The organism is Dysgonomonas termitidis (assembly GCF_054657735.1).
The window spans coordinates 275,223-300,229 of record NZ_BAAHYD010000003.1 but is presented as its reverse complement, the minus strand read 5'-3'; the positions used below and the strand labels follow the sequence as shown (position 1 = coordinate 300,229).

Genomic DNA, 25,007 nt, shown 5'->3' with positions numbered 1-25,007 from the left:
AAGAATATTTTTTTATTTAAAGAAGTTGCTCCGGTAGATTTTCAGGCAATCAGTATATTTCCCAAAAAAACGGGAAAAATCCGGTTGATTCGCTAATCGACCGGATTTCTTATATCCACATCTTTAGTTCTTGAAGCTCAACTCCCCATCCTTCATATCTATTATAATTGGATTTTCTTTATCCACTGTTCCGGCGAGCAGTTGCCTTGATAATGTATCCAGAACGGTTCGTTGGATAACACGCTTAACAGGACGTGCCCCGAACTCTGGATCATAACCCATTTGCGCTATCCCGGCAATAGCTTCTTCTGTAAATTCCAGTTTCACCCCGTTGCCTTTCAGCATTTTCACTACGCTTTCGAGCTGCATGCGGACAACCTGTTCTATCTGTGCCAGATTTAATGGTTCGAACATAACTGTCTCGTCGATACGGTTCAGGAATTCGGGACGCATATTCACTTTCAGCATATCCAGCACTTCCCGTTTGGTTCTCTCTACTACTTCTTCATGGTTCTTGGGTGTTATTCCCGCGAAGTTTTCACGAATCAATGGGGAGCCCATATTGGACGTCATGATGATGATTGTGTTTTTGAAGTTTACCACACGGCCCTTATTATCGGTCAGACGCCCATCGTCCAATACCTGCAACAAGATATTGAAAACATCGGGATGCGCCTTTTCTATTTCGTCGAACAATACTACCGAATACGGCTTACGGCGGATAGCTTCTGTCAATTGTCCCCCTTCGTCATAACCTACATATCCCGGAGGTGCCCCGATAAGCCGGGTAGCACTGAATTTTTCCTGATATTCGCTCATGTCGATACGGGTCATCATATTCTCGTCATCGAACAGGAATTCGGCGAGGGCTTTCGCCAGCTCGGTCTTGCCGACACCTGTCGTACCCAGAAAGATAAACGAGCCTATGGGACGTTTGGGGTCTTGCAGTCCTGCACGGCTACGGCGTATCGCATTTGATACGGCAGAAATAGCTTCATCCTGTCCCACAACACGCCTGTGCAATTCCACTTCGAGGTTCAGTAATTTCTCCCGTTCGCTTTGCAGCATCCTGTTGACAGGGATGCCTGTCCAGCGGGAAACCACATCAGCAATATCATATGAATCGACTTCCTCTTTTATCATTGCCTGATTTCCCTGCATTTCATGTAGTTGTCCCTGCAATTTACCGATACCATCTTCCAATTCTTTCAGTTTGCCGTAACGGAGTTCGGCAACCTTTCCGTAATCGCCTTCGCGCTCGGCCTTTTCCGCTTCGAATTTGGTATTTTCTATCTCTATCTTATTCTGCTGGATCTTATTGATGACTTCCCTTTCCGATTGCCATTTGGCTTTCAGGTCTTTTTCCTCATCTTTCAGCCGGCTTATTTCTTTCGATAGCTCTTGTTCTTTCAACTTGTCATTCTCACGGCGTATAGCTTCACGTTCTATTTCGAGTTGTTTGATACGGCGGCTCTTTTCGTCCAGTTCTTCCGGTACGGAATCTACTTCCATACGCAGTTTTGCCGCAGCCTCGTCCATCAGGTCGATAGCCTTGTCGGGCAAAAAGCGGTCGGATATATAACGGCTCGACAGTTGCACGGCAGCAATAATAGCCTCGTCTTTGATACGCACCTTATGGTGGTTTTCATATTTTTCTTTCAGTCCCCGCAGGATGGAGATTGCATCGGCCTCACTTGGTTCATCCACCATTACAGTCTGGAAACGGCGTTCCAATGCTTTGTCCTTTTCAAAATATTTCTGATATTCGTCAAGTGTAGTAGCACCTATCGAACGTAACTCCCCACGGGCCAGAGCCGGCTTTAAAATATTGGCAGCATCCATGGCTCCCTCACTTTTACCTGCGCCCACCAATGTATGTATCTCGTCGATAAATAAGATAATCTCCCCTTCCGATTTGGTAACTTCGTTGACTACAGATTTCAGCCGTTCCTCGAATTCTCCTTTATATTTCGCCCCTGCAATCAGCGCGCCCATATCCAGAGAATAAATCTGTTTGCTTTTCAGGTTTTCAGGAACATCACCCCGTACAATACGATGCGCAAGCCCCTCGGCAATAGCGGTTTTACCCGTACCCGGTTCGCCTATCAGTATAGGATTGTTCTTGGTGCGGCGACTAAGTATCTGCAACACACGGCGTATCTCATCATCGCGGCCGATAACGGGGTCCAGCTTTCCGTCCTTGGCTCTTTGAGTCAGGTTTATAGCATATTTTTCCAGTGACTGATAAGTATCTTCGGCAGTCTGGCTGGTTACATTCGTGCCTTTACGTAGTTCATTGATGGCCGGTTGCAGTTCCTTTTCGGATATACCTGCATCTTTGAGCATCTGCGCCGCCGTGCTTTTGCCTGATAATACACCTAATAATATATGTTCGAGGGAAACATACTGGTCACCCATCTTCTTTGCATATTCGGCAGCTTTATCCAGTGCAGCATTGCTTTCGCGGCTGAGGAACGCCTCACCTCCTCCCGAAACCTTCGGAAGGGAATCGATCTCCTTGCTTAACACATTCGTCAAATGACCGGGATTTGCTCCCAGTTTCTGAAAGAGGAAATTCACGACATTCTCCCCGGTCATGATTACTCCCATAAGTATGTGTGCCGGTTCTATAGACTGCTGGCCTTTTTCTTTTGTGATCTCAATGGCTTTTTGTATCGCCTCCTGAGATTTGATTGTAAAATTATTGAAATTCATATGTTTAGTTTTTCTGTTTGCTTGTATTTTATATAACTATTGTCTGTTTACACTTGTTCAAAATATTTGCCAGGCTGATGTTTTTGACAAAATGTCAGATAATAATTAATTATTCGCCGGTAGCTGATCGTTTCCGGTCTTGTATTAGTGATGCTTACTAAAAGTTGACAAAGTTGACACTTTTTACAGTAAACAGTTAGCAGTAAACAGTATCGTGGTTTGTCATGCTGAGAGAAACGAAGCATCTCGTCAGGGAGTAGTTAATAACCTGTCTCTCGTGTCTTTCTCCAAAAAGGTAACAAAGGTAACAGATATATCAGTTAACAGTAAACAGTTAGCAGTAAACAGTATTTCACGCAGAGACGCTAAGGCGCAAAAGGTAACAAAGGTAACACTTGTTTCAGTGAACAGTAAACAGTGAACTAACTTGTAACTCGTAACTGCCCGCAGGGCGAAGAAATAACATTCGCCGAAGCGAAGGCGAGGCAAACTCGTAACTGCTTTAATCAATACTTCAAAGAACCATAAGCTAACAGCTAAAGGCTAATAGCTTATTATATAGATAAACTTCTTTTGAAAAAGCTACCGATCCGCTTTTTTATTTATACCCGTAAATTCTTAATTAAAGAAAAATTCGCACTATTTTTAATCAAAATCAGACATTCGATTGTTTCTATAAAATAAGCGAATTAAATTAACAACCGATTTATAAAAACCCGAGGATTATGGAAGATTTTGAACTAAATGATAAAGAGACGAAAGAACTTAAAGCTTTGAAACGAAAAAACAGAAGGCAGAATGCCTTCTGGGTATTAGTTGCCTTGCAGGCAGGGTCACTGCTGTTATCTTATTATTTGGGCAGATCTCATAAATAACAGCCCCTGATAAAAAACAATATGGAGTAAGGCATTAATATACTTTTGCCTTACTCCATATTATTTTCTTATCCTAAGCCGGAAAACTTATTGCAGGCTCTGTATTTCCTGATTGCGGGCTTGTACTTCCAATGGAGGAATCTGTCGTTGCAATTGATCCTGTTTCTTTTCCAAATCGATGATTTCTGTTGTCATCGTACGCCGGGCTTCCTGCGAAGACTTACCGTATATACTTCTGAGATTATCCAGTTTCTCAGATACAGACTTCAAGTCCGATTTCATCTGCACCACTCTGAAATATGTATCACGGGCAGTTTTATCCTTAAAATCGGCAAGTTTGTAATATGTATTTCCGTCATTGATTACAAATTCAAAATCACGTATCACTTTTACCTCCTCTTTAGGCGCCTTACGGGCAAGGGCGATTAGCTGCGAATAATTTTGTCCTTTCAGCCATGTATCTTTTATAGATGTGATACGGGCCCTGCCGGCCATATATTTTTCATCGTCGCTCTCTACGATTTTCACGATCTTGTTCGGAATAAAGGTATAAATGCATACTTTACCTTCGGGTTGGAACCTGTCGGAAGCAAACCATCCTATCCCTTTCTCTTCATCCACAACCATCATATAATCATTGTAAAGCGAGTTGAATGGCATATTCAGGCGTTCGGGCGCAAGATAGGTATCGTTATTCATATTGTAGCGCGAAACAAACAGGTCATATCCTCCCAGGCTATCATAATCTTTTGCTGAAAAATAAATAGTAACCCCGTCGGCCATGACGTAAGGATAATTAAGATCGCCTGTCAGGTTGAAATTGGTAGCCGAGAGTCTCTTCTCATTACCATACTTATCCAATAATTTCTCCATTGAATATAAAGTGTACGAACCGTTCCTTTCCGGCTGCGCATAATATATCTTCGTTTCCTTTTCATTAAAATAGACAGTAGATTCCACCCGCTTGTTGGAAGTAAAAACCTTATCAAAATAATCAAGGCGTCCCGAGCTATGACTCAACTTGTAGGCCGACAGGAAAGTAGTTTTATCCACTACCACGCTGTCTATTATCTGTATATCCTCAGTATTGGACACCACACGGTTCAGGCGTGACATCTCTTTGCGTTTCTCTTCGAGGCGGGCACGTGCGTCATCATCTTTCTTTTTCAGCATGGATTCATACTTATTGAAAGCTTCGGTAGCTTCGGCAAACCGGAACTCGCCTGTGTACAGTTGTCCCAGATAATAAAACGAATCCTGTATTCTTTTTTGTGATGCAAACAACAGGTTTTTCTCTGCCTGTACCCGGTCGCCACCTGTTTCGAACAGGCATACCCCATACCAGTGGTTGATATTAGCATCGTTGGGCTTAGCCGCATATTCTGCCTCAAATACAGGGAGAGCCTTTGCATATTCCCCTTTCAGGTAAAGGTCTTTTGCTTCCGCCAATGTCTGAGAAAATGCAACTGGTAAGCAACAGAAGGAAAGCACTATATAAATAAATACCGATTTCATAAATTGACTACTGATTATTAATGATTTCAAAGATAAGAATTTAAAATTATAAGATATTATAAGTGATGTATAGAATTTAACGATGCACCCCGAAATCGCAGCTGTTTTTATAGCTTTAATTGCCGAAATAATAAATAGATATGTAGTCTTTGTTTTCAAAATTTGAGTTACTTTTGCGTCGCAAAATATTAATGCTATTACAATTATGAATCTTGCCGGCTTATATACAATATTATTATTGGTCGTATCCAATGTGTTTATGACCTTCGCCTGGTACGGGCATCTGAAAATGAAAGAATATTTATGGTTCGCCGCACTCCCTCTCTTTGGTGTGATATTTATCAGCTGGGGTATCGCATTTTTCGAATATTGTTTTCAGGTTCCGGCAAACCGCCTGGGTTTCCAGGGTAACGGAGGGCCTTTTTCCCTGATGCAGCTTAAAATTATCCAGGAAGTTATTACTCTCACCGTTTTCGTTCTCTTCAGCACGCTGGCGTTTAAGACTGAAACGTTCAAATGGAACCATGTACTTGCTTTTGTCTTCCTTATTGCGGCAGTATATCTGGTTTTTAAGAAGTAGATTCAGTCCGGTCTCTTGTTGCGCAGGATAGACACTACAACTACACCCCCATAATACCGGAGGTCAGACTGGTAAAAACACAGCCTCTAAGTTAATAAGTTATTTTTTAGGAAGTGGTTTGCCCTAAAAAGGGATTATATTTGCACCCAAATTAAAATCTATGAAAAAAGATATACATTGGAAAGTAAACCGCTTCGACGAATTTACGATAAACGAATTATATGATATATTACATCTGCGGTGCAAGATATTCGTGGTAGAACAGGATGCGCCCTACCTCGATCTGGACTATAAGGACCAGAAAGCGCTGCATCTGCACGGCTACGTCGACAATAAACTGGCTGCCTATTGCCGCATATTCAGATCCGGCGATTATTTTGACGAGGCCAGTATCGGTCGTGTAATTGTAGCAGAGGAATACAGGAAATACGGCTATGGGAACGAACTGATGAAAAAGGCCATCGGACTGGAAGAGTCTGTATTCGGTGAAACAAAGATCACGATATCCGGGCAATTATACCTGAAAAGGTTCTATGAAAGCCTTGGTTTCAGACAAACAAGTGAGATGTATCTCGAAGACGGCATACCGCATATAGAAATGAAGAAAGAATAAAATCCTTGCGAAAAATATTGGAATTTAATATTTTATCCCTAAATTTGCAGCCCGAAAACAGAAAGGAGGTTTAATGATCTTTTGAACAGAACATAATTGATTTATAGTCAGATACTGCTTACAGAGCAGCGTTCGGGAGATTATTATACAAAAACCACCTAATAAAAATTGTATGGGAAAACATACCCCACTAATTAAATTGCATTAAACAAAACAAAAAATAAATAAAAAATAAAACGACAATTATGATCATTGTTCCATTAAAAGAAGGCGAAAACATTGAAAAAGCCCTGAAGAAATTCAAAAGAAAATACGAAAAAACAGGTGTAGTAAAAGAACTTAGAAGACGTCAGGAATTCCGCAAGCCATCAGTGGTGAAAAGAGAACAAAAATTGCACGCCGTATACGTTCAGGCAATGCACCGTTCGGAAGAATAAAATACTATTGTCTTTTTCGCATAAAATTATTAACTTCGTCATTCAGGATTGAAATTCGGATAGATGATGTTACTAATTGACAAATATAGCAGATATCTCCGTTATGAAAAGAACTTCTCTTTACATACGGAGATTTCTTATTCCACAGACCTTCATCAGTTTACCGGATTCCTGCAAGAACACTTCCCGGACATAGATATAAAAAGCGTGGACAGCGATATAGTCCGCATGTGGATCGTATCGCTTATGGAAGCAAAAATAGCGGCACGGTCAGTAAACCGCAAGCTGAGTACGCTTAAATCGTTCTACAAATATCTGTTGCGGATAGGCGAAGTTTCGGCAAACCCGGTAAAAAAGATCACAGGCCCCAAAACACCAAAACCCATCCCTTCATTCGTGAACAACGGGGATATGGAGAAAGTATTGGAAGAATCAAACTTCGATAACACATTCGAATCGCTCCGTAACCATATAATGATCGAGCTGTTTTATGTTACGGGAATTCGCCGGGCGGAGCTGATCGGACTAAAAGATACCGATGTGGATTTCAGCGCCGAAACAATACAGGTGACAGGGAAGCGTAATAAACAACGCCTTATTCCTTTCAGCGACGGGATGAAGGGAATGCTTGAACAATACCTGAATGCAAGGAACGGGGAAATAGGAAACTTATCCGGCTACTTATTTGTTAAGAATGACGGGCAGCAACTTTACCCAATGCTTGTACACAGAATTGTGACAGAGAATCTGAAACAAATACCGACTCTTTCAAAAACGAGTCCCCACGTCCTCCGTCACTCATTTGCAACAAGCATGCTAAACAACGGCGCGGATATAAATGCGGTAAAAGAACTATTAGGACATTCAAGCCTTGCGGCTACAGAAATATACACACACACTTCATTCGAAGAATTAAAGAAGATTTATAACAAGGCTCATCCGAGAGCCTAAAAGTAAAGGAGGAAATATTATGAATATTGCAATTCAGTCAGTGCACTTTGATGCAAGCACTCAATTAAAAGACTTTATAGAAAAGAAATTATCTAAACTGGATAAATTTTCTGACCTGATTGTAGACGCCGAAGTAATACTTAAAGTAGTAAAACCGGAAGTTGCGAATAACAAAGAAGCATCAGTAAAACTAAATATCAAAAGCGGAGAACTCTTTGCCAATAAGACTGCCGACTCATTCGAAGAGGCTGTTATGCAAAACATAGAAGCCCTCGAAAAACAGATACTCAAAGTCAAGGAGAAAACGCAAGCCAAATAATAACAAACATTTATCCATCCGCTTTCTATTCAACGGATAGAGGAATATGTACCAAAAGAAAGAACTCCGGAAAAATAAATACATAAAGTATTGTTATTCTAAAAAATAATTTCTAATTTTGTCGCCGTTTCGCTATTAAAAGTCGTAATGGCGGCAAAATTTGTTGTTATGCCTCTTTAGCTCAGCTGGCCAGAGCACGTGATTTGTAATCTCGGGGTCGTTGGTTCGAATCCGACAAGAGGCTCGGATAAAAGGAAAAACAAGAAGTTGTTGTAAACCTGGAATGGTTCCGCACCAAAACTTCTTAATTCTTTTCAATAAACAGGCTGGTACCTTATAATATACTATAAGGGGAATTGGAAGGAAATTTCTTTACTGTCTATGCCAATGTAGCTCAGTGGTAGAGCACTTCCTTGGTAAGGAAGAGGTCACGGGTTCAAGTCCCGTCATGGGCTCTGATTTATTTTAGTGAATTTATTCAAATAGAATTTAAATATATACATTTAACTAAATAATAGAAGATTAATTATGGCAAAAGAACATTTTAACCGGGCGAAACCGCACGTAAATATCGGTACAATCGGTCACGTTGACCACGGTAAAACTACTTTGACTGCTGCTATCACTAAAGTATTGGCTGACAAAGGTCTTTCTCAAGCTCGTTCATTCGATTCAATCGATAACGCTCCTGAAGAAAAAGAACGTGGTATTACTATCAACACTTCACACGTTGAATATGAAACAGCTAACCGTCACTACGCTCACGTTGACTGTCCCGGACACGCCGACTACGTAAAGAACATGGTTACTGGAGCTGCTCAGATGGACGGTGCTATCATCGTAGTTGCTGCTACTGATGGTCCGATGCCTCAAACTCGTGAACACATCCTGCTTGCACGTCAGGTAAACGTTCCAAAACTGGTTGTTTTCATGAACAAATGCGATATCGTCGAAGACGAAGAAATGCTAGAACTAGTTGAACTTGAAATGAGAGAACTTCTTTCATTCTATGAGTTCGACGGCGACAATACTCCGGTTATCCGCGGATCTGCTCTGGGTGCACTTAACGGTGTTGAGCCTTGGGTTAGCCAGGTAATGGAACTTATGAACGCTGTGGATACCTGGATTCCACTTCCTCCACGCGATGTTGATAAACCATTCTTGATGCCGGTTGAAGACGTGTTCTCTATCACAGGTCGTGGTACAGTAGCAACAGGTCGTATCGAAACAGGTAAGATCAAAACAGGCGAAGAAGTTCAGATCATCGGACTTGGTTCAGAAAACAAAAAATCAGTTGTTACAGGAGTAGAAATGTTCCGTAAGATCCTTGACGACGGACAAGCCGGAGACAACGTAGGTCTATTGCTTCGTGGTATCGACAAAGACGAAATTAAACGTGGTATGGTAATTTGCCACCCAGGTAAAATCACCCCTCACACTAACTTCAAAGCTGAGGTTTATATCCTTAAGAAAGAAGAAGGTGGACGTCACACACCATTCCACAACAAATACCGTCCTCAGTTCTACCTGCGTACTCTTGACGTTACCGGTGAGATCACTCTTCCTGAAGGAACAGACATGGTTATGCCTGGTGACAACCTGACTATCAACGTAGAACTTATCTATCCGGTTGCTTGTAACGTAGGTCTTCGTTTCGCTATCCGCGAAGGAGGTCGTACAGTAGGTGCTGGTCAGATTACAGAAATTACTGCATAAGGATTTCAATCTATAATAATAGAGTCGGTTTGCGATATAACCGGCTTTAATTTACGGGCGTAGTTCAGTGGTAGAGCGTTGGTCTCCAAAACCAAATGTCGGGAGTTCGAATCTCTCCGCCCGTGCTAAAAAAACTCAAGAAGAGTAATGAAAAAAATAATTAATTACATTAAAGATTCTTATAACGAGCTTGTATACAAGGTTTCTTGGCCTACTCGTGCAGAACTGACCAACAGTGCGGTAATTGTCATGATTGCTTCCATAATAATGGCACTAATCGTTTGGGGTATCGATTCTGCATTTGAGTCTATTGTCAAGTTTTTCTATAGTCTTTAATCCTTATCAAAAGCTATGACTGAAATCGAAAAAAAATGGTACGTCCTGCGTGCTGTTAGTGGAAAAGAAAATAAAGTCAAAGAGTATCTTGAAGCTGAGATAAAGAAATCAGACTTAGGAAAGTATATCTCTCAAGTTCTTATCCCTACAGAGAAGACTTATATCATGCGTAACGGAAAGAAAGTTCTGAAAGAAAGAGCTTATCTTCCCGGCTATATCTTGATCGAAGCTGCCCTCATAGGAGAAGTTATCCATGAATTGCGTAATATAAATTACGTAGCCGGTTTTTTACCGAATACAACCAACCCTCAACCGTTGAGCCAGTCTGAAGTAAACAGGATACTGGGCACTATGGACGAACTGGACGAGCAGGAAGTAGGCATGGATGTTCAATACATTGTCGGAGAAAATGTAAAAGTGACCAACGGTCCTTTCTCAGGATTTTCGGGAATCATTGAAGAAGTGAACACTGAGAAAAAGAAACTGAAAGTAATGGTAAAGATATTCGGGCGGAAAACTCCACTCGAGTTGAATTACATGCAAGTCGAAAAAGAGCAGTAAGATTGGTTACGCAACTCTGAATGCTTTAATCTTAAGTTTTAACAAAACTAAAAATTAAAAACAAAAATGGCTAAAGAAATTGCTGGACAATTAAAATTACAAATTAAAGGCGGTGCAGCAAATCCATCTCCTCCTGTGGGACCAGCTTTAGGTTCTAAAGGTATTAACATCATGGATTTCTGTAAGCAATTTAATGCCAGAACTCAAGACAAGGCAGGTAAAATATTACCAGTGGTAATTACTTACTATGTTGACAAGTCTTTTGATTTTGTTGTAAAACAACCACCGGTGGCAATTCAATTACTGGAAGCCTCTAAGGTGAAAAGCGGATCGGCAGAACCTAATCGTAAGAAAGTAGCTGAAGTTACCTGGGAACAAGTAAAAGCTATCGCTGAAGATAAGATGGTCGACCTTAACTGTTTTACAATCGAATCAGCCATGAGAATGGTTGCTGGTACAGCAAGAAGTATGGGTATTACTGTAAAAGGGGCTTTCCCTGATGTTCAATAATTAAACTTCAATTGAGAAATGGGTAAACTTACTAAAAATCAAAAGTTAGCTTTCAGCAAGATTGAAGCAGGGAAACTATATACATTAACCGAAGCGTCAGCTCTTGTAAAAGAAGTTACGACAACTAAATTCGACGCCTCTGTCGATTTGGATGTCCGCCTAGGTGTAGACCCACGTAAAGCTAACCAGATGGTGAGAGGCGTAGTGTCTCTTCCTCATGGAACAGGAAAACAAGTTAGAGTTTTGGTATTATGTTCTCCGGATGCTGAGGCTGCTGCTAAAGAAGCAGGTGCCGACTATGTTGGATTGGACGAGTATATCGAAAAAATAAAAGGTGGTTGGACTGATATCGATGTTATCATCACTCAGCCAGCTATCATGGGTAAAGTTGGTGCTCTGGGACGCGTTTTAGGACCTCGCGGTCTGATGCCTAACCCTAAGAGCGGAACTGTGACTGTGGATGTTGCAAAAGCTGTGACAGAGGTTAAATCAGGTAAGATCGACTTCAAGGTAGATAAAGCCGGTATTATCCACGCTTCTATCGGAAAAGTATCTTTTACTCCTGAACAAATCAAAGATAACGCGAAAGAGTTTATCGCTACGCTTATCAAACTGAAACCGACTGCAGCAAAAGGAACTTATGTGAAGAGTGTTTGTCTTTCAAGTACTATGAGCCCGGGTGTAAAAATAGACCCTAAATCAGTAGAAAATTAATCAAAAATTGACTGAAAATTATGAGAAAGGAAGATAAAAGCACTATCATAGAAACTATAGCAGCGACAATCAAAGGATACGATCATTTCTACCTTACCGACATTGCTACTCTTAATTCCGCTAAAACAAGCGATTTGAGAAGAGAATGCGCTAAGCAGGAGATCAAACTGATGGTTGTAAAGAACACTTTGTTGCAGAAAGCCCTGGAAAGCCTTGAAGGCGACTACTCGGAGCTGAACGCTTCATTGAAGGGAAACACTGCTATCATGTTTTCTAATTCGGCTAATGCTCCGGCAAAGCTGATTGCTAAATACAAAAAAGAAGGAATTCCTTCGCTTAAAGCAGCATATGTTCAGGAAAGTTTCTATGTGGGTTCACAAAACCTGAGCGCACTGGAAAATATCAAGAGCAAAAACGAGCTTATCGGCGATGTTATTGCAGCCCTTCAATCCCCTGCCAAGAATGTTATTTCGGCCCTTCAATCGGGTGGAAACACTATCCATGGCGTCTTAGAGACACTATCTAAGAGATAATATTAAACAAAAGAATAATAAACAATTTTAATTTATACAAAAATGGCAGATATCAAAGCTATTGCAGAACAACTAGTAAATTTGACAGTAAAAGAAGTAAGCGAATTAGCTGAAATTCTAAAAACTGAATATGGTATTGAACCGGCCGCTGCTGCTGTTGCAGTTGCTGCAGGACCAGCCGCTGCTGCTGAAGTGGTAGAAGAAAAAACATCTTTCGATGTAATCTTGAAAGCAGCAGGTGCTAACAAACTACAAGTTGTTAAAGCTGTTAAAGAACTTACAGGACTTGGTTTGAAAGAGGCTAAAGATCTAGTAGATGGTGCTCCTGGTGAACTTAAAAAAGGAGTAACTAAAGATGAAGCTGACGCATTGAAAAAACAATTAGAAGAAGCTGGAGCCGAAGTTGAACTTAAGTAAAGATAAGTCCTGAGAAAGGATATTTGGTTAGGAACCTTCCTCGAAGAAGGTTCTTAACCTTTTTGCGTCAAAAGTAATAAGTTCAATAAAATAGGTTATCCATGTCTTCAATAACAAATCAAAGAGTCAATTTCGCTTCAATTAAAAATCCGCTTCCTTATCCGGATTTTCTTGAAGTACAGTTAAAGTCATTCCGCGACTTTCTGCAACTTGATACCCCTCCTGAAAAAAGGAAAAACGAAGGCCTATACAAAGTTTTTGCTGAAAACTTTCCTATAGCCGATACACGAAACAACTTTGTATTAGAGTTTTTGGACTACTTCATCGACCCTCCGCGCTATACCATTGATGAGTGTATCGACAGGGGATTGACATACAGTGTTCCTTTGAAAGCAAAGCTAAAACTTTATTGTACAGACCCTGACCACGAAGATTTTGATACAGTTATCCAGGATGTATACCTGGGACTGATTCCATATATGACTGAGAAAGGTACCTTTGTCATCAACGGAGCAGAACGTGTTGTAGTATCGCAGTTGCACCGTTCACCCGGTGTTTTCTTCGGACAAACGATGCATGCCAATGGTACAAAGCTCTATTCAGCCCGTATTATTCCGTTCAAAGGTTCCTGGATCGAATTTGCTACCGACATCAACAATGTCATGTATGCATACATCGACCGTAAGAAAAAATTACCGGTAACAACATTGCTTCGCGCTATCGGATTCGAAAGCGACAGGGACATCCTTGAGATTTTCGACCTGGCCGAAGAAGTTAAAGTTACAAAACAAAATATCAAGAAGGTACTAGGCCGCAAGCTTGCAGCCAGGTTACTGAGAACATGGATGGAAGACTTCGTGGATGAAGATACCGGTGAGGTGACTTCAATCGAGCGTAACGAGGTCATTCTTGAACGCGAAACAGTTCTGGACAAGGACCATCTTGATCTGATCGTAGATTCGAACATTGCTTCTATCTTATTGCATAAGGATACGCAGAATATTTCAGATTTTGCCATTATCTACAATACATTGCAAAAAGACCCGAGTAACTCGGAAATAGACGCGGTTCGTCATATATACAGGCAACTCCGCAGCGCTGAACCGGCTGACGATACCAGTGCACGCGAGGTTATCAACAACTTGTTCTTCTCTGAAAAACGCTACGACTTAGGTGAAGTAGGACGTTACAGGCTGAACAAGAAATTAGGTTTGACTACAAGTACCGATATCCGCGTATTAACGAAAGAAGATATTATTGAAATAATCAAGTTCCTGATCGAGCTGATTAATTCAAAAGCGATCGTTGACGATATCGACCACCTGAGCAACCGTCGTGTACGTACAGTCGGTGAGCAACTTTTCAACCAGTTTGGAGTTGGTCTTAACCGTATGGCACGTATCATTCGTGAAAGAATGAATGTACGCGATAATGAAGTATTTACGCCGATCGATCTGATCAATGCGAAAACTATTTCATCCGTAGTAAATACATTCTTCGGAACGAATGCACTGTCTCAGTTTATGGATCAAACCAATCCGTTGGCCGAGATCACTCACAAACGCCGTATGTCGGCGCTGGGACCGGGCGGTCTTTCCCGTGAAAGAGCCGGTTTCGAAGTGCGTGACGTTCACTATACTCACTACGGACGCCTTTGTCCTATCGAGACTCCGGAAGGCCCGAATATCGGTTTGATTTCTTCCCTTTGCGTATATGCTAAAATTAACGATCTCGGATTTATCGAAACTCCATATCGTAAAGTGGCCAACAGCAAAGTAGACCTGTCTCCGAACGGTATTGTTTATCTTGCCGCCGAAGAGGAAGAAGACAAGCTTATAGCACAGGGGAATGCTCCGTTGAACGACGACGGCTCGTTTATCCGCTCACGTGTTAAAGCTCGTCAGGATGCCGACTATCCGGTTATTGCCCCCGAAGAAGTGGAATTGATGGACGTATCTCCTACGCAGATTGCATCTATCGCCGCTTCATTGATTCCGTTCCTCGAGCATGACGATGCCAACCGTGCACTGATGGGATCGAACATGATGCGCCAGGCCGTGCCATTGATGCGTACCGAAGCCCCTATCGTGGGAACAGGTATCGAAGGGCAGCTTATCCGCGACTCACGTACACAGATCGTGGCAGAGGGTGCGGGAGAAGTTGTATATGTGGATGCAAGCACTATCAAGATTAAATATGACCGTACAGCTGACGAAGATTTTGTAAGCTTCGACGATGCTGTAAAAACATATAATATACCTAAATTCAGAAAAACTAATCAGAATACCACTATCGACCTTCGCCCTATTTGCCGTAAGGGAGACAGGGTTGTTCTGGATCAGATCCTGACGGAAGGATATTCAACTGAGCAGGGTGAGCTGGCTATCGGTAAGAACCTGAAAGTGGCATTCATGCCATGGAAGGGGTATAACTTCGAGGATGCTATCGTACTTAACGAGCGTATCGTGCGCGAAGATATATTCACTTCTGTACACGTAGAGGAATTCGTACTCGAAGTACGTGATACCAAACGTGGTGTGGAAGAGTTGACTTCCGATATTCCCAACGTAAGCGAAGAGGCAACAAAAGACCTGGACGAAAGAGGTATCATCCGTATCGGTGCCCGTGTAAGCCCGGGAGATATCCTGATAGGTAAGATCACGCCGAAAGGAGAATCCGATCCTTCACCTGAAGAGAAACTGCTCCGCGCCATCTTTGGTGATAAAGCCGGTGATGTGAAAGACGCTTCGTTGAAAGCTTCTCCATCTCTGAAAGGAGTTGTTGTGGGTACAAACTTATTCTCGAAGGCATCAAAGAAAGGTAAAACAAAACTTTCGAGCAAGGCCCTGCTTCCTAAGCTGGATGAAGAGTATGAAGAAAAAATAGCGAAAGTAAAATCCGTATTGGTTGACAAGCTATTGATCTTAACAGATGGTAAAACATCTCAGGGAGTAAAAGATTATCTTAATGTAGATATCATTGCCAAGGGTTCCAAGTTTACGAAGAGCGCGCTGGACAATATCGATTACGAATCAGTACAGGTGAGCAGCTGGACAGCAGATGAGCACAAGAATGAATTGATAAAAGATGTAATCGTAAACTTCCTGCGTAAATACAAAGAACTGGATGCCGAGTTGAAACGGAAACGCTTCGACCTGACTATCGGGGATGAACTTCCTTCCGGTATTGTTCAGATCGCAAAAGTTTATGTGGCTAAGAAACGTAAAGTCCAGGTAGGTGATAAGATGGCGGGACGCCACGGTAACAAAGGTATCGTGTCGCGTATCGTTCGCCAGGAGGATATGCCTTTCTTACCGGACGGAACACCGGTCGATATCGTATTGAATCCGCTGGGGGTACCTTCTCGTATGAACCTTGGGCAAATATTCGAAACAGTATTAGGTTGGGCCGGAAAAGAGCTTGGCGTGAAATTCGCCACTCCTATTTTCGACGGGGCAAGCCTCGACGATATGAATTCATGGACAGACAAAGCCGGAGTTCCACGTTATGGTAAAGTCCGCTTATTCGATGGCGGTACAGGAGACCAGTTCGACCAGCACGCAACAGTAGGTATTATCTATATGCTTAAACTGGGGCACATGGTTGAAGACAAGATGCACGCCCGTTCTATCGGACCTTACTCTCTTATTACGCAACAGCCTCTTGGAGGTAAAGCTCAATTCGGGGGTCAACGTTTCGGAGAAATGGAGGTTTGGGCACTTGAAGCATTCGGTGCGGCTTACATCCTGAGAGAAATCCTGACTATCAAGTCCGACGACGTTGTCGGCCGTTCCAAAGCTTACGAAGCTATTGTGAAAGGTGAGCCGATGCCACAACCGGGAATACCTGAGTCCCTGAACGTATTGCTACACGAAATGCGTGGTCTGGGATTAAGCGTATCGCTTGACTAAACAATATTAGCCGTTAGCTTTTGGCTTTTAGCCTTTAGCTAACGGATTCTAAATACTCTAACAAACAGCTATTGGCTAATAGCTAACAGCGAACAGCTTTTAAAGGAAAAAAGTAATATGGCTTTTAGAAAAGAAAATAAAGTAAAGAGTAGCTTTTCAAAAATAACCGTGAGCCTTGCCTCTCCCGAAGAAATTCTGGAAGCATCGAGCGGGGAAGTTTTGAAACCCGAAACTATCAATTACCGTACATACAAACCGGAACGTGACGGGCTTTTCTGCGAACGCATATTCGGGCCTGTAAAGGATTACGAATGTCATTGCGGTAAATACAAAAGAATCCGTTACAAAGGTATTGTCTGCGACCGTTGCGGTGTTGAAGTAACAGAAAAGAAAGTTCGCCGCGAACGCACAGGTCACATCCACCTCGTAGTTCCGGTAGCTCATATCTGGTATTTCCGTTCTCTGCCTAACAAGATGGGTTATCTGTTGGGTATCCCTACCAAAAAACTGGATTCAATCATTTACTACGAACGTTATGTAGTGATCCAATCGGGAATCGCGGTAGAAGAAGGAGTAGCAGAAAAAGACCTTCTTACAGAAGATGAATACCTGAACATACTGGATAAGCTGCCTAAAGAAAATCAACTGTTGGACGATACCGATCCTAACAAGTTCATTGCCAAAATGGGAGCAGAGGCCGTTTACGATTTGTTGTCACGTATCAATCTTGATTCGCTGGCGAACAATCTGCGCCACAAAGCCAGTACAGATACATCCCAGCAACGTAAGAACGAAGCGTTGAAACAACTTCAGGTTGTAGAAGCATTCCGCGGGTCGAAAGGGAAGAATAAACCGGAATGGATGATCGTTAAGATTGTTCCTGTTATTCCGCCGGAACTTCGTCCGCTTGTTCCGCTGGATGGCGGCCGTTTTGCCACATCCGACCTGAATGACCTGTACCGTCGCGTTATTATCCGCAACAACCGTCTGAAAAGGCTTATCGATATCAAAGCACCGGAAGTGATCCTGCGTAATGAAAAACGTATGCTTCAGGAAGCTGTCGATTCATTGTTCGATAACTCACGTAAGTCGAGCGCGGTTAAGACAGATGCTAACCGCCCGTTGAAATCGCTTTCCGACAGTTTGAAAGGTAAACAAGGACGTTTCCGTCAAAACTTGTTGGGTAAACGTGTCGACTATTCGGCCCGTTCGGTAATTGTCGTTGGTCCTGAATTGAAGATGCACGAGTGCGGTATTCCTCAGGATATGGCAGCCGAGCTGTACAAACCGTTTATTATCCGTAAACTGATCGAACGCGGTATTGTTAAGACAGTAAAATCAGCGAAGAAAATAGTAGACCGCAAGGAACCTGTTGTTTGGGACATCCTCGAACACGTAATGAAAGGACATCCTGTATTGCTCAACCGTGCCCCCACTCTTCACCGTTTAGGTATCCAGGCATTCCAGCCGAAGATGATCGGAGGTAAGGCAATCCAGTTGCACCCACTATCGTGTACGGCGTTCAATGCCGACTTCGATGGTGACCAGATGGCTGTTCACTTACCACTAGGTAATGAAGCTATCCTCGAAGCACAGATGTTGATGCTTGCATCCCACAATATCCTTAACCCTGCGAATGGCGCGCCTATTACCGTACCATCTCAGGACATGGTTCTCGGATTATATTATATCACTAAGATACGCAAGGGCGCTAAAGGCGAAGGCCTTATATTCTACGGTCCGGAAGAAGCGATCATCGCTTATAATGAAGGACAAGTAGATATACACGCTCTTATCAAAGTATATGTAAACGACCTGGATGAGAATGGAAACGTTGCGAAACTGATGCGCGAAACTACTGTCGGCCGTGTTCTTGTCAATGAGAAAACTCCGGTTGAAGTGGGCTTCATCAATGAAGTGCTTTCCAAAAAATCGCTTCGTGATATCATCGGTAATGTGATCAAAGTAGCCGGAGTTGCTAAAACAGCGCAGTTCCTCGACGATATAAAAGACTTAGGATATACAATGGCATTCCGCGGAGGTCTGTCGTTCAATCTTGAGGATGTAATCATACCGGAAGAAAAAGACGAGCTGGTGCTTCAGGGTTATGACGAAGTAGAACAGATAATGAATAACTACAACATGGGATTCATTACCTACAACGAACGTTACAACCAGATTATCGACACGTGGACTCACGTCAACTCCAGATTGTCAAATATCCTGATGAAACAATTATCGGAAGACAACCAGGGATTCAACTCTGTATATATGATGTTGGATTCGGGAGCCCGTGGTTCGAAGGAACAGATCCGTCAGTTATCAGGTATGCGTGGATTGATGGCCAAGCCACAGAAGAGCGGAGCTGAAGGAGCTCAGATTATTGAGAATCCGATCCTTTCCAACTTTAAAGAAGGCCTGTCGGTGCTGGAATACTTTATCTCTACCCACGGTGCGCGTAAAGGTCTTGCGGATACAGCTTTGAAAACGGCCGATGCCGGTTACTTAACCCGTCGTCTGGTAGACGTTTCTCAAGATGTGATCATTAATGAAGAAGACTGTGGTACACTTCGCGGACTTGTTTGTACAGAGTTGAAAAACAACGAAGAAGTTGTGGCATCCCTTTACGAACGTATCTTAGGTCGCGTATCCGTTCACGATATACAACATCCTTTGACTGGTGATCTGATTGTTAAATCAGGTGAAGAGATCAAAGAAGATGCTGCGATAAAAATTCAAAACTCTCCGATCGAAAGTGTTGAAATCCGTTCGGTACTTACTTGCGAATCCAAAAAAGGTGTTTGTGGAAAATGTTACGGACGTAACCTTGCCACAGGACGTATGGTTCAGCGGGGTGAGGCTGTCGGTGTTATCGCCGCGCAATCTATCGGTGAGCCGGGTACACAGTTGACACTCCGTACGTTCCACGTTGGGGGTATCGCATCCAACATCGCTACCGAAAGCAGCATTGTTGCTAAATATGACGGTGTACTGGAAATTGACGACCTGCGTATCGTAGAAGCGGTAGACGAAGCCGGTAAAAAGACTCAGATCGTTGTCAGCCGTCTGGTTGAGCTTCGACTGGTTGATCCGAATACTAAAATTGTCCTTCTTACTCACAATATACCTTATGGTTCCAAACTTTACTTTAAAGACGGAGCCAGGGTGAAGAAAGACGACCTTATCTGCGAATGGGACCCGTTCAACGCGGTTATCATATCCGAAGCCACCGGACGTATCAAGTTTGAAAATGTTATTGAAAATGTGACATACAAAGTTGAGTCGGATGAACAGACAGGCTTGAAAGAAAAGATCATCGTTGAATCACGTGATAAGACTAAGGCCCCTGAAGCTCATATCCTCGACGAGAAAGGAAATATGATAAAGATGTACAGTTTACCGCTAGGCGCCCACATCGTAAAAGATGATAACGACACTATCAAAGCCGGTGATGTACTTGTTAAGATTCCTCGTGCCGTAGGTAAAGCGGGTGATATCACGGGAGGTTTGCCTCGTGTAACAGAATTATTCGAGGCCCGTAATCCTTCCAACCCGGCTGTTGTGTCTGAAATCGACGGAGAAATCTCATTCGGTAAGATCAAGCGTGGTAACAGGGAGGTTATTGTTACCTCCAAACTCGGAGAAGTGAAAAAATACCTTGTTCCTCTTTCGAAACAAATCCTGGTACAGGAAAATGACTTCGTAAGAGCAGGTATGCCACTATCAGACGGGGCAACCACTCCATCGGATATTCTGGCTATCATGGGACCTACCGCCGTTCAGGAATATATTGTAAACGAAGTACAGGACGTATATCGTCTGCAAGGTGTGAAGATCAATGATAAACACTTCGAAGTAATTGTACGTCAGATGATGCGCAAGGTAGAAGTGATCGATCCGGGTGATACCCGTTTCCTTGAACAACAGGTGATCGACAAATACGAAGTGATGGAAGAAAATGACAGGATCTGGGGTAAGAAAGTTGTACTGGATGCCGGAGATTCTGCTACATTCGAACCGGGACAGATTGTGACAGCACGTAAGCTGAGGGATGAGAACTCTATGCTCAAACGCAGAGACCTTCGTCCGGTAGAAGTGCGTGACGCAATTCCGGCCACAGCCAACCAGATACTTCAGGGTATTACACGCGCCGCTCTCCAAACCCAAAGCTTTATGTCTGCCGCTTCGTTCCAGGAAACTACAAAAGTACTGAACGATGCTGCTATCAACGCGAAAGTGGACAGGCTGGAAGGATTGAAAGAGAATGTAATCTGCGGACACTTGTTGCCAGCAGGTACAGGCCAGCGCGAGTTCGAAAAACTTGTTGTAGGAACAAAAGAAGACTTTGACAGGATTGCTGCTACAAGAAAGACTGTTGTAGATTTTGATGCCGTAGAATAATTAATTTATTCTTTTATATAGTTAGATAAAGGGGCTGAGTAATCGGCCCCTTTGTTTTTGGTTATCATTCATCAGATTACAAATCCTGATAAAATTAAAGTAGGTGATTGTAAATCCCCTACAACGAAGTATTACCAATTGAAGTTCAGATTTTCAGTATATCCATAGTCATCATAACTGAATTTTGTCGGATAACCTTTCTCATTTAAAGTCCAATCAAATATGTATGTAGAATCATATTCTGGTTCTCCAACATATCCATCTGTCATTTTTAAAGGCAGTTTTTTGGTTGCTCGACCAAGCAGACCTGCATAATAAGCATAGTCCATTTCATCCAAATCAATACCAAAAGTCATATCAAATAGCATTATACAACCTTTATTTTCAATACCGGCAGGGTATTTGTCGGATGTGTAAGTGATAGATGAAGTATAAATACCCTCCTCCTTATCGTCACCTTCCATCTTCACATTTGTAATATTACCACCGGCATATGTGATAGTAGTAACTTCATTATCACCTTCGCTTCTTTTCATATAATTAAGTTGATTATCACTGTTATATTTAAATTCCCAAGTCTCGGAAGAATTGTCCGCATATGTTTGTATAGCGCTGCTTACAAAACCATTATTCCCAATTTTCATATCAACAGTATAACTTTCTCCCGAATAATTCAGGTCTATATATCTCATTATTATGATGTTATTATCTGCTGTCGATTTCAGTTTTGACGAGTATTCAAAAGTAACTTTCATTTCGCTATTAGACATTTCCTGAAGCAATCCATCTACATTATATTTGATTGTTAAAGACCCGATATTTTTTGGTAAATCTCCCGTGAATACATTTTTAGGGCCAAAGTCAACAATATTTCCGCCATCAATGTTATCATCATCGCCACTACAAGAAGAAAAAGATAAGCTTGCTAAAATAAGTGTTAATAAGAATAATAGTTTTGCTATATTCATAATAATAAATTTATAAATTAATAATAGTTAGAAAATTATCATATTTTTTGTCTCCAGGATTTTCCATACGCACATAAAAAAAGCGTGGACAAAACTCCAATTATCTGCTGTGAGGTTCTCGACTACCATCCGTCAAATAAATGAGTAAAGCCCACGCCTATGGCGTGAGCGTCTTCGCTTTACTTTTGACGGATAATGAAATTGTCGAGATTTCACAGCCAAAATACAAGCTATACGCTTTTTCCTAATATCTTAAAATATGCGCAGTTTCGACGCTCCTATTCCATAGGCAAAAAAGTTTGGTTTATTGGCAAAAATACAAATATTATTTTACAAGACAATAGTATTCAGGCGAATCATTAGGGCAAACATGCAGAGGTTATTTTTCCCACGGAAGTTTATCTATATAATAAGCTGTTAGTCTTTAACTGTTAGCTTATAGTTCTTTGAAGTATTGATTAAAGCAGTTACAAGTAAACAAGATACGAGATACAAGATGTTAACTGATGACTGTTTACTGTTAACTGAAAAAACTGTTACCTTTGTTACCTTAAAAGTTATCACCAAAATTCGCCAAGAAAACAAACGAAAATAAAAGTGGTATGAATGAAAATAAATACACTTATATACAGCTATTTAAATTAGTTAACAAGAGTAAAAATAGATTTTTATTTTTCATTTACATAATCCTTTTTTATCCATTATTTGTTACCTGTTTGTTACTTATGACTTTTAATAATTGTTACTTTATTTGTTTTTCGTAAACTATTATGTTTCTTGTATTTACATAATATCTGATTATTAGTTATTTAAAAACATATATATCAAAAGGTAATTAATCCTTATTTTCCTTTGATATACCGTTCCTTGTTTGTATCTTGCCCCCGGTTTAATTTTTTCTTTTTTCTTTTTTCTTTCTTGATTTTTTAGTATTTAATTTAATATTGATCCTTATGACAAACAGCAGGAAACAACCCAAAGCAAAGGAGCCGGTAAAGATCCGCTTCAAACAACTCTCCGGCGGCAGCCAATCCATTTACTTCGATATCTACAGGAACGGCAAACGCTTGTACGAGTTCCCCAAACTCTACCTTGTACCAGAAAGGACACCCGAAGACAGGGAACTGAACCGCCGTATGCTTGACAAGGCCGTCCGTATCAAGGCGCAACGTATCGACGAACTCTCCAGTAAGGAAAACGGCTTTGTCAATATGGGACTGAAACAAAAGGCGAATTTCATCAAATATTTGCAGGCATTGACGGAACGTAAAGAAGCGGAGGGCAAGACAGCGGTATGCGATACTTATAGGAGCCTTATAAAACACCTGATCCTTTATAAGGGTGACGGGCTAACCTTCAGGTCAGTTACCAGGGAGTATTGCTGCGGCTTCAGTGAATACCTGCTGACAGCGGAGAACCTCTCCAGCCGCCGGGGCATTGCGGCAAACGCTAAAGGCAGCCTGTTATCCAAAGGCAGCCGTTACGGTTACAGCCGTGCCTTATCCATTGTATTGAACTGTGCGGTACAGGATGGTATCATTCCCGATAACCCGATGAAGAAGCTGACCCGCTTCGAGCGTCCCAAACGTCCGGAAAGCGACAGGGAATACTTAGGCCTGGAAGAAATCAGGGCGCTGGTAAAGACCGAATGCATCAAACCACTGGTAAAGTCAGCCTTCCTGTTCAGTTGTTTCAGCGGGTTGCGCTTCTCGGATGTCAAGGCCCTCAGATGGGACGATATCCAGACCGACCATGAAGGCAGGAAGCAGATCTGCTTTACCCAGCAGAAGACGAAGAAGAAAGAATACTTACAGGTATCGGACGAAGCCTTGAAATTCCTGCCGGAGAGGGGAGCCGCTATGGGGGAAGATATCATCTACCCGTTATCCTCCAGCGGCTTTACAAACCAGGCGCTTAAAAGCTGGGTACTGGCGGCAGGGATAAAGAAGCGCGTGACCTTCCATGTCGCCAGGCACACAAACGCTACCCTTTTGCTGTCCCTGGGCGTACCTATCGAGACAGTGAGCAAGCTATTGGGACATGCCGATATGAAGACGACACAGATATATGCCAAAGTCATAGATAAGAACAAGCGGGAAGCAGTCAGTAAGCTGGACGGACTGACGGATTAGGGGGGAGAGCTTTCCCTTCGTTATTCAGATGTTCGTTCCCACCCTTCAATATCCGGAGTTGCTGCTTTCAGCCTCAACATGCTCTGTGAGAAAGTTCATGATAAGCAGCAATATTTCATCTTTGAATTGAGAGTGGATTTTTACTCCGGAGTCTTCTCAATGGTGGTTAATGTTTTTTCTTAGCTTAATACTGTACCTGTCTTAAGTAGAATACTTGTATTTCGGATAATTCAAAATATTTATTCTTCATTTTTTTTCGTTAAGTAACTGTTTGATACTGAACATCTGCCCAATTTTGGGTAGATATAAATATTCGTAACTTTCATTTAGTATATTGTACGCAGTATAATTTTTATGCTCTTAACGAGCATAGGGTTTCTTTTCCGTCAGACGTTATGTAGCTTGTATCCAGAAGCATAGATAGTACAGCCGAATTTCTTATTGAATCTAATACATGTTTGTGTTCTCTCCAGAATTTTTCAACTATCGGTAGGCATTGGGATTACTTTCCCAGTCAGAATAAATATGTTGTTAACTTTTTGATTTTCAGCAAAAGTGGAATTTCCCACCTTTATCATAAATATGGGGCATATTTCATTAGGGTTTAGCGATACAATTCGCTCAAACGCATTTCAATACAACGCTACCGAAATTCAATTAAAAGGGTGCGGAACTACTTCGACAATCATCGGCTTATACATCTCAATACTACCAAAAGATCAATTAAAAGTTGTCTGACTGCTTGATATAGTGCAATATGTATTCGCGTTTCAATACTACCAAAAGTTCAATTAAAAGAACCG

General features: G+C 41.9%; 19 protein-coding genes, 3 tRNA genes and 1 CRISPR repeat array (1 of these 23 only partly in view). Of the genes, 19 read left to right on the top strand and 3 right to left on the bottom strand.

Annotated elements, in window-relative coordinates; genetic code table 11:
* Positions 1 to 123: 123 nt before the first annotated feature.
* A complete protein-coding gene (gene clpB, locus ACYQ3L_RS22460; protein ID WP_379998424.1) occupies positions 124 to 2,715 on the bottom strand; it encodes an ATP-dependent chaperone ClpB in 2,592 nt (863 codons plus the stop codon).
* Between the two features lie 725 nt (positions 2,716 to 3,440).
* Here clpB and ACYQ3L_RS22455 point away from each other — a divergent pair.
* Complete coding sequence (locus ACYQ3L_RS22455) at positions 3,441 to 3,590, top strand: hypothetical protein (protein ID WP_006800180.1); 150 nt, start codon at positions 3,441 to 3,443, stop codon at positions 3,588 to 3,590.
* 87 nt (positions 3,591 to 3,677) lie between these two features.
* On the opposite strand, the gene ACYQ3L_RS22450 is transcribed toward ACYQ3L_RS22455, so the two are convergent.
* A complete protein-coding gene (locus ACYQ3L_RS22450) occupies positions 3,678 to 5,105 on the bottom strand; it encodes a tetratricopeptide repeat protein (protein WP_379998422.1) in 1,428 nt (475 codons plus the stop codon).
* Positions 5,106 to 5,310: 205 nt separating this feature from the next.
* Between ACYQ3L_RS22450 and ACYQ3L_RS22445 the strand changes: the two genes are divergently transcribed.
* The 17 genes from ACYQ3L_RS22445 (at position 5,311) to rpoC (ending at position 21,104) form a co-directional block, all read left to right on the top strand.
* The gene (locus tag ACYQ3L_RS22445; RefSeq protein WP_379998420.1) at positions 5,311 to 5,685 is read left to right on the top strand and encodes a DMT family protein; all 375 of its coding nucleotides are present in this window, start codon (positions 5,311 to 5,313) and stop codon (positions 5,683 to 5,685) included.
* Positions 5,686 to 5,845: 160 nt separating this feature from the next.
* Positions 5,846 to 6,298: a GNAT family N-acetyltransferase gene (locus tag ACYQ3L_RS22440; RefSeq protein ID WP_379998418.1), complete on the top strand. Its 453-nt coding sequence runs from the start codon at positions 5,846 to 5,848 to the stop codon at positions 6,296 to 6,298.
* Between the two features lie 245 nt (positions 6,299 to 6,543).
* On the top strand, positions 6,544 to 6,735 hold the full coding sequence (gene rpsU / locus ACYQ3L_RS22435; protein ID WP_379998416.1) for a 30S ribosomal protein S21: 192 nt from the start codon (positions 6,544 to 6,546) through the stop codon (positions 6,733 to 6,735).
* Positions 6,736 to 6,798: 63 nt separating this feature from the next.
* Positions 6,799 to 7,686: a tyrosine-type recombinase/integrase gene (locus tag ACYQ3L_RS22430; protein WP_379998414.1), complete on the top strand. Its 888-nt coding sequence runs from the start codon at positions 6,799 to 6,801 to the stop codon at positions 7,684 to 7,686.
* A 19-nt stretch (positions 7,687 to 7,705) separates the two neighbouring features.
* Positions 7,706 to 8,005, top strand: coding sequence for a ribosome hibernation-promoting factor, HPF/YfiA family (gene hpf, locus ACYQ3L_RS22425; protein ID WP_379998412.1), 300 nt, complete (start codon positions 7,706 to 7,708; stop codon positions 8,003 to 8,005).
* 170 nt (positions 8,006 to 8,175) lie between these two features.
* Positions 8,176 to 8,249, top strand: a tRNA-Thr gene (locus tag ACYQ3L_RS22420).
* Positions 8,250 to 8,388: 139 nt separating this feature from the next.
* A tRNA-Thr gene (locus ACYQ3L_RS22415) sits at positions 8,389 to 8,460 on the top strand.
* A gap of 73 nt (positions 8,461 to 8,533) precedes the next feature.
* Positions 8,534 to 9,721: an elongation factor Tu gene (gene tuf / locus ACYQ3L_RS22410; protein WP_379998410.1), complete on the top strand. Its 1,188-nt coding sequence runs from the start codon at positions 8,534 to 8,536 to the stop codon at positions 9,719 to 9,721.
* 53 nt (positions 9,722 to 9,774) lie between these two features.
* Positions 9,775 to 9,846: transfer RNA gene (locus ACYQ3L_RS22405), tRNA-Trp, on the top strand.
* Positions 9,847 to 9,868: 22 nt separating this feature from the next.
* A complete protein-coding gene (gene secE, locus ACYQ3L_RS22400) occupies positions 9,869 to 10,057 on the top strand; it encodes a preprotein translocase subunit SecE (RefSeq protein WP_006800207.1) in 189 nt (62 codons plus the stop codon).
* A gap of 15 nt (positions 10,058 to 10,072) precedes the next feature.
* Positions 10,073 to 10,618 (top strand): transcription termination/antitermination protein NusG, encoded by a 546-nt coding sequence (gene nusG, locus ACYQ3L_RS22395; protein WP_006800206.1) that lies wholly within the window; start codon positions 10,073 to 10,075, stop codon positions 10,616 to 10,618.
* A gap of 66 nt (positions 10,619 to 10,684) precedes the next feature.
* On the top strand, positions 10,685 to 11,128 hold the full coding sequence (rplK, locus tag ACYQ3L_RS22390) for a 50S ribosomal protein L11 (protein ID WP_379998407.1): 444 nt from the start codon (positions 10,685 to 10,687) through the stop codon (positions 11,126 to 11,128).
* 18 nt (positions 11,129 to 11,146) lie between these two features.
* Complete coding sequence (rplA, locus tag ACYQ3L_RS22385) at positions 11,147 to 11,842, top strand: 50S ribosomal protein L1 (protein WP_006800204.1); 696 nt, start codon at positions 11,147 to 11,149, stop codon at positions 11,840 to 11,842.
* A 20-nt stretch (positions 11,843 to 11,862) separates the two neighbouring features.
* Positions 11,863 to 12,375 (top strand): 50S ribosomal protein L10, encoded by a 513-nt coding sequence (gene rplJ, locus ACYQ3L_RS22380; RefSeq protein WP_379998405.1) that lies wholly within the window; start codon positions 11,863 to 11,865, stop codon positions 12,373 to 12,375.
* A 42-nt stretch (positions 12,376 to 12,417) separates the two neighbouring features.
* A complete protein-coding gene (gene rplL / locus ACYQ3L_RS22375) occupies positions 12,418 to 12,792 on the top strand; it encodes a 50S ribosomal protein L7/L12 (protein WP_379998403.1) in 375 nt (124 codons plus the stop codon).
* A 101-nt stretch (positions 12,793 to 12,893) separates the two neighbouring features.
* Positions 12,894 to 16,703 carry a DNA-directed RNA polymerase subunit beta gene (gene rpoB / locus ACYQ3L_RS22370; protein ID WP_379998401.1) on the top strand — a complete coding sequence of 1,270 codons (3,810 nt, stop codon included), beginning with the start codon at positions 12,894 to 12,896 and terminating at the stop codon, positions 16,701 to 16,703.
* Positions 16,704 to 16,820: 117 nt separating this feature from the next.
* On the top strand, positions 16,821 to 21,104 hold the full coding sequence (rpoC, locus tag ACYQ3L_RS22365) for a DNA-directed RNA polymerase subunit beta' (RefSeq protein WP_379998399.1): 4,284 nt from the start codon (positions 16,821 to 16,823) through the stop codon (positions 21,102 to 21,104).
* A gap of 131 nt (positions 21,105 to 21,235) precedes the next feature.
* On the opposite strand, the gene ACYQ3L_RS22360 is transcribed toward rpoC, so the two are convergent.
* A complete protein-coding gene (locus tag ACYQ3L_RS22360; protein WP_379998397.1) occupies positions 21,236 to 22,072 on the bottom strand; it encodes a DUF4595 domain-containing protein in 837 nt (278 codons plus the stop codon).
* A gap of 953 nt (positions 22,073 to 23,025) precedes the next feature.
* Here ACYQ3L_RS22360 and ACYQ3L_RS22355 point away from each other — a divergent pair.
* Complete coding sequence (locus ACYQ3L_RS22355; protein WP_459952485.1) at positions 23,026 to 24,204, top strand: tyrosine-type recombinase/integrase; 1,179 nt, start codon at positions 23,026 to 23,028, stop codon at positions 24,202 to 24,204.
* A 700-nt stretch (positions 24,205 to 24,904) separates the two neighbouring features.
* A CRISPR array of direct repeats spans positions 24,905 to 25,007; the repeat unit is 30 nt; unit sequence TTTCAATACTACCAAAAGTTCAATTAAAAG (it continues 329 nt past the right edge of the window).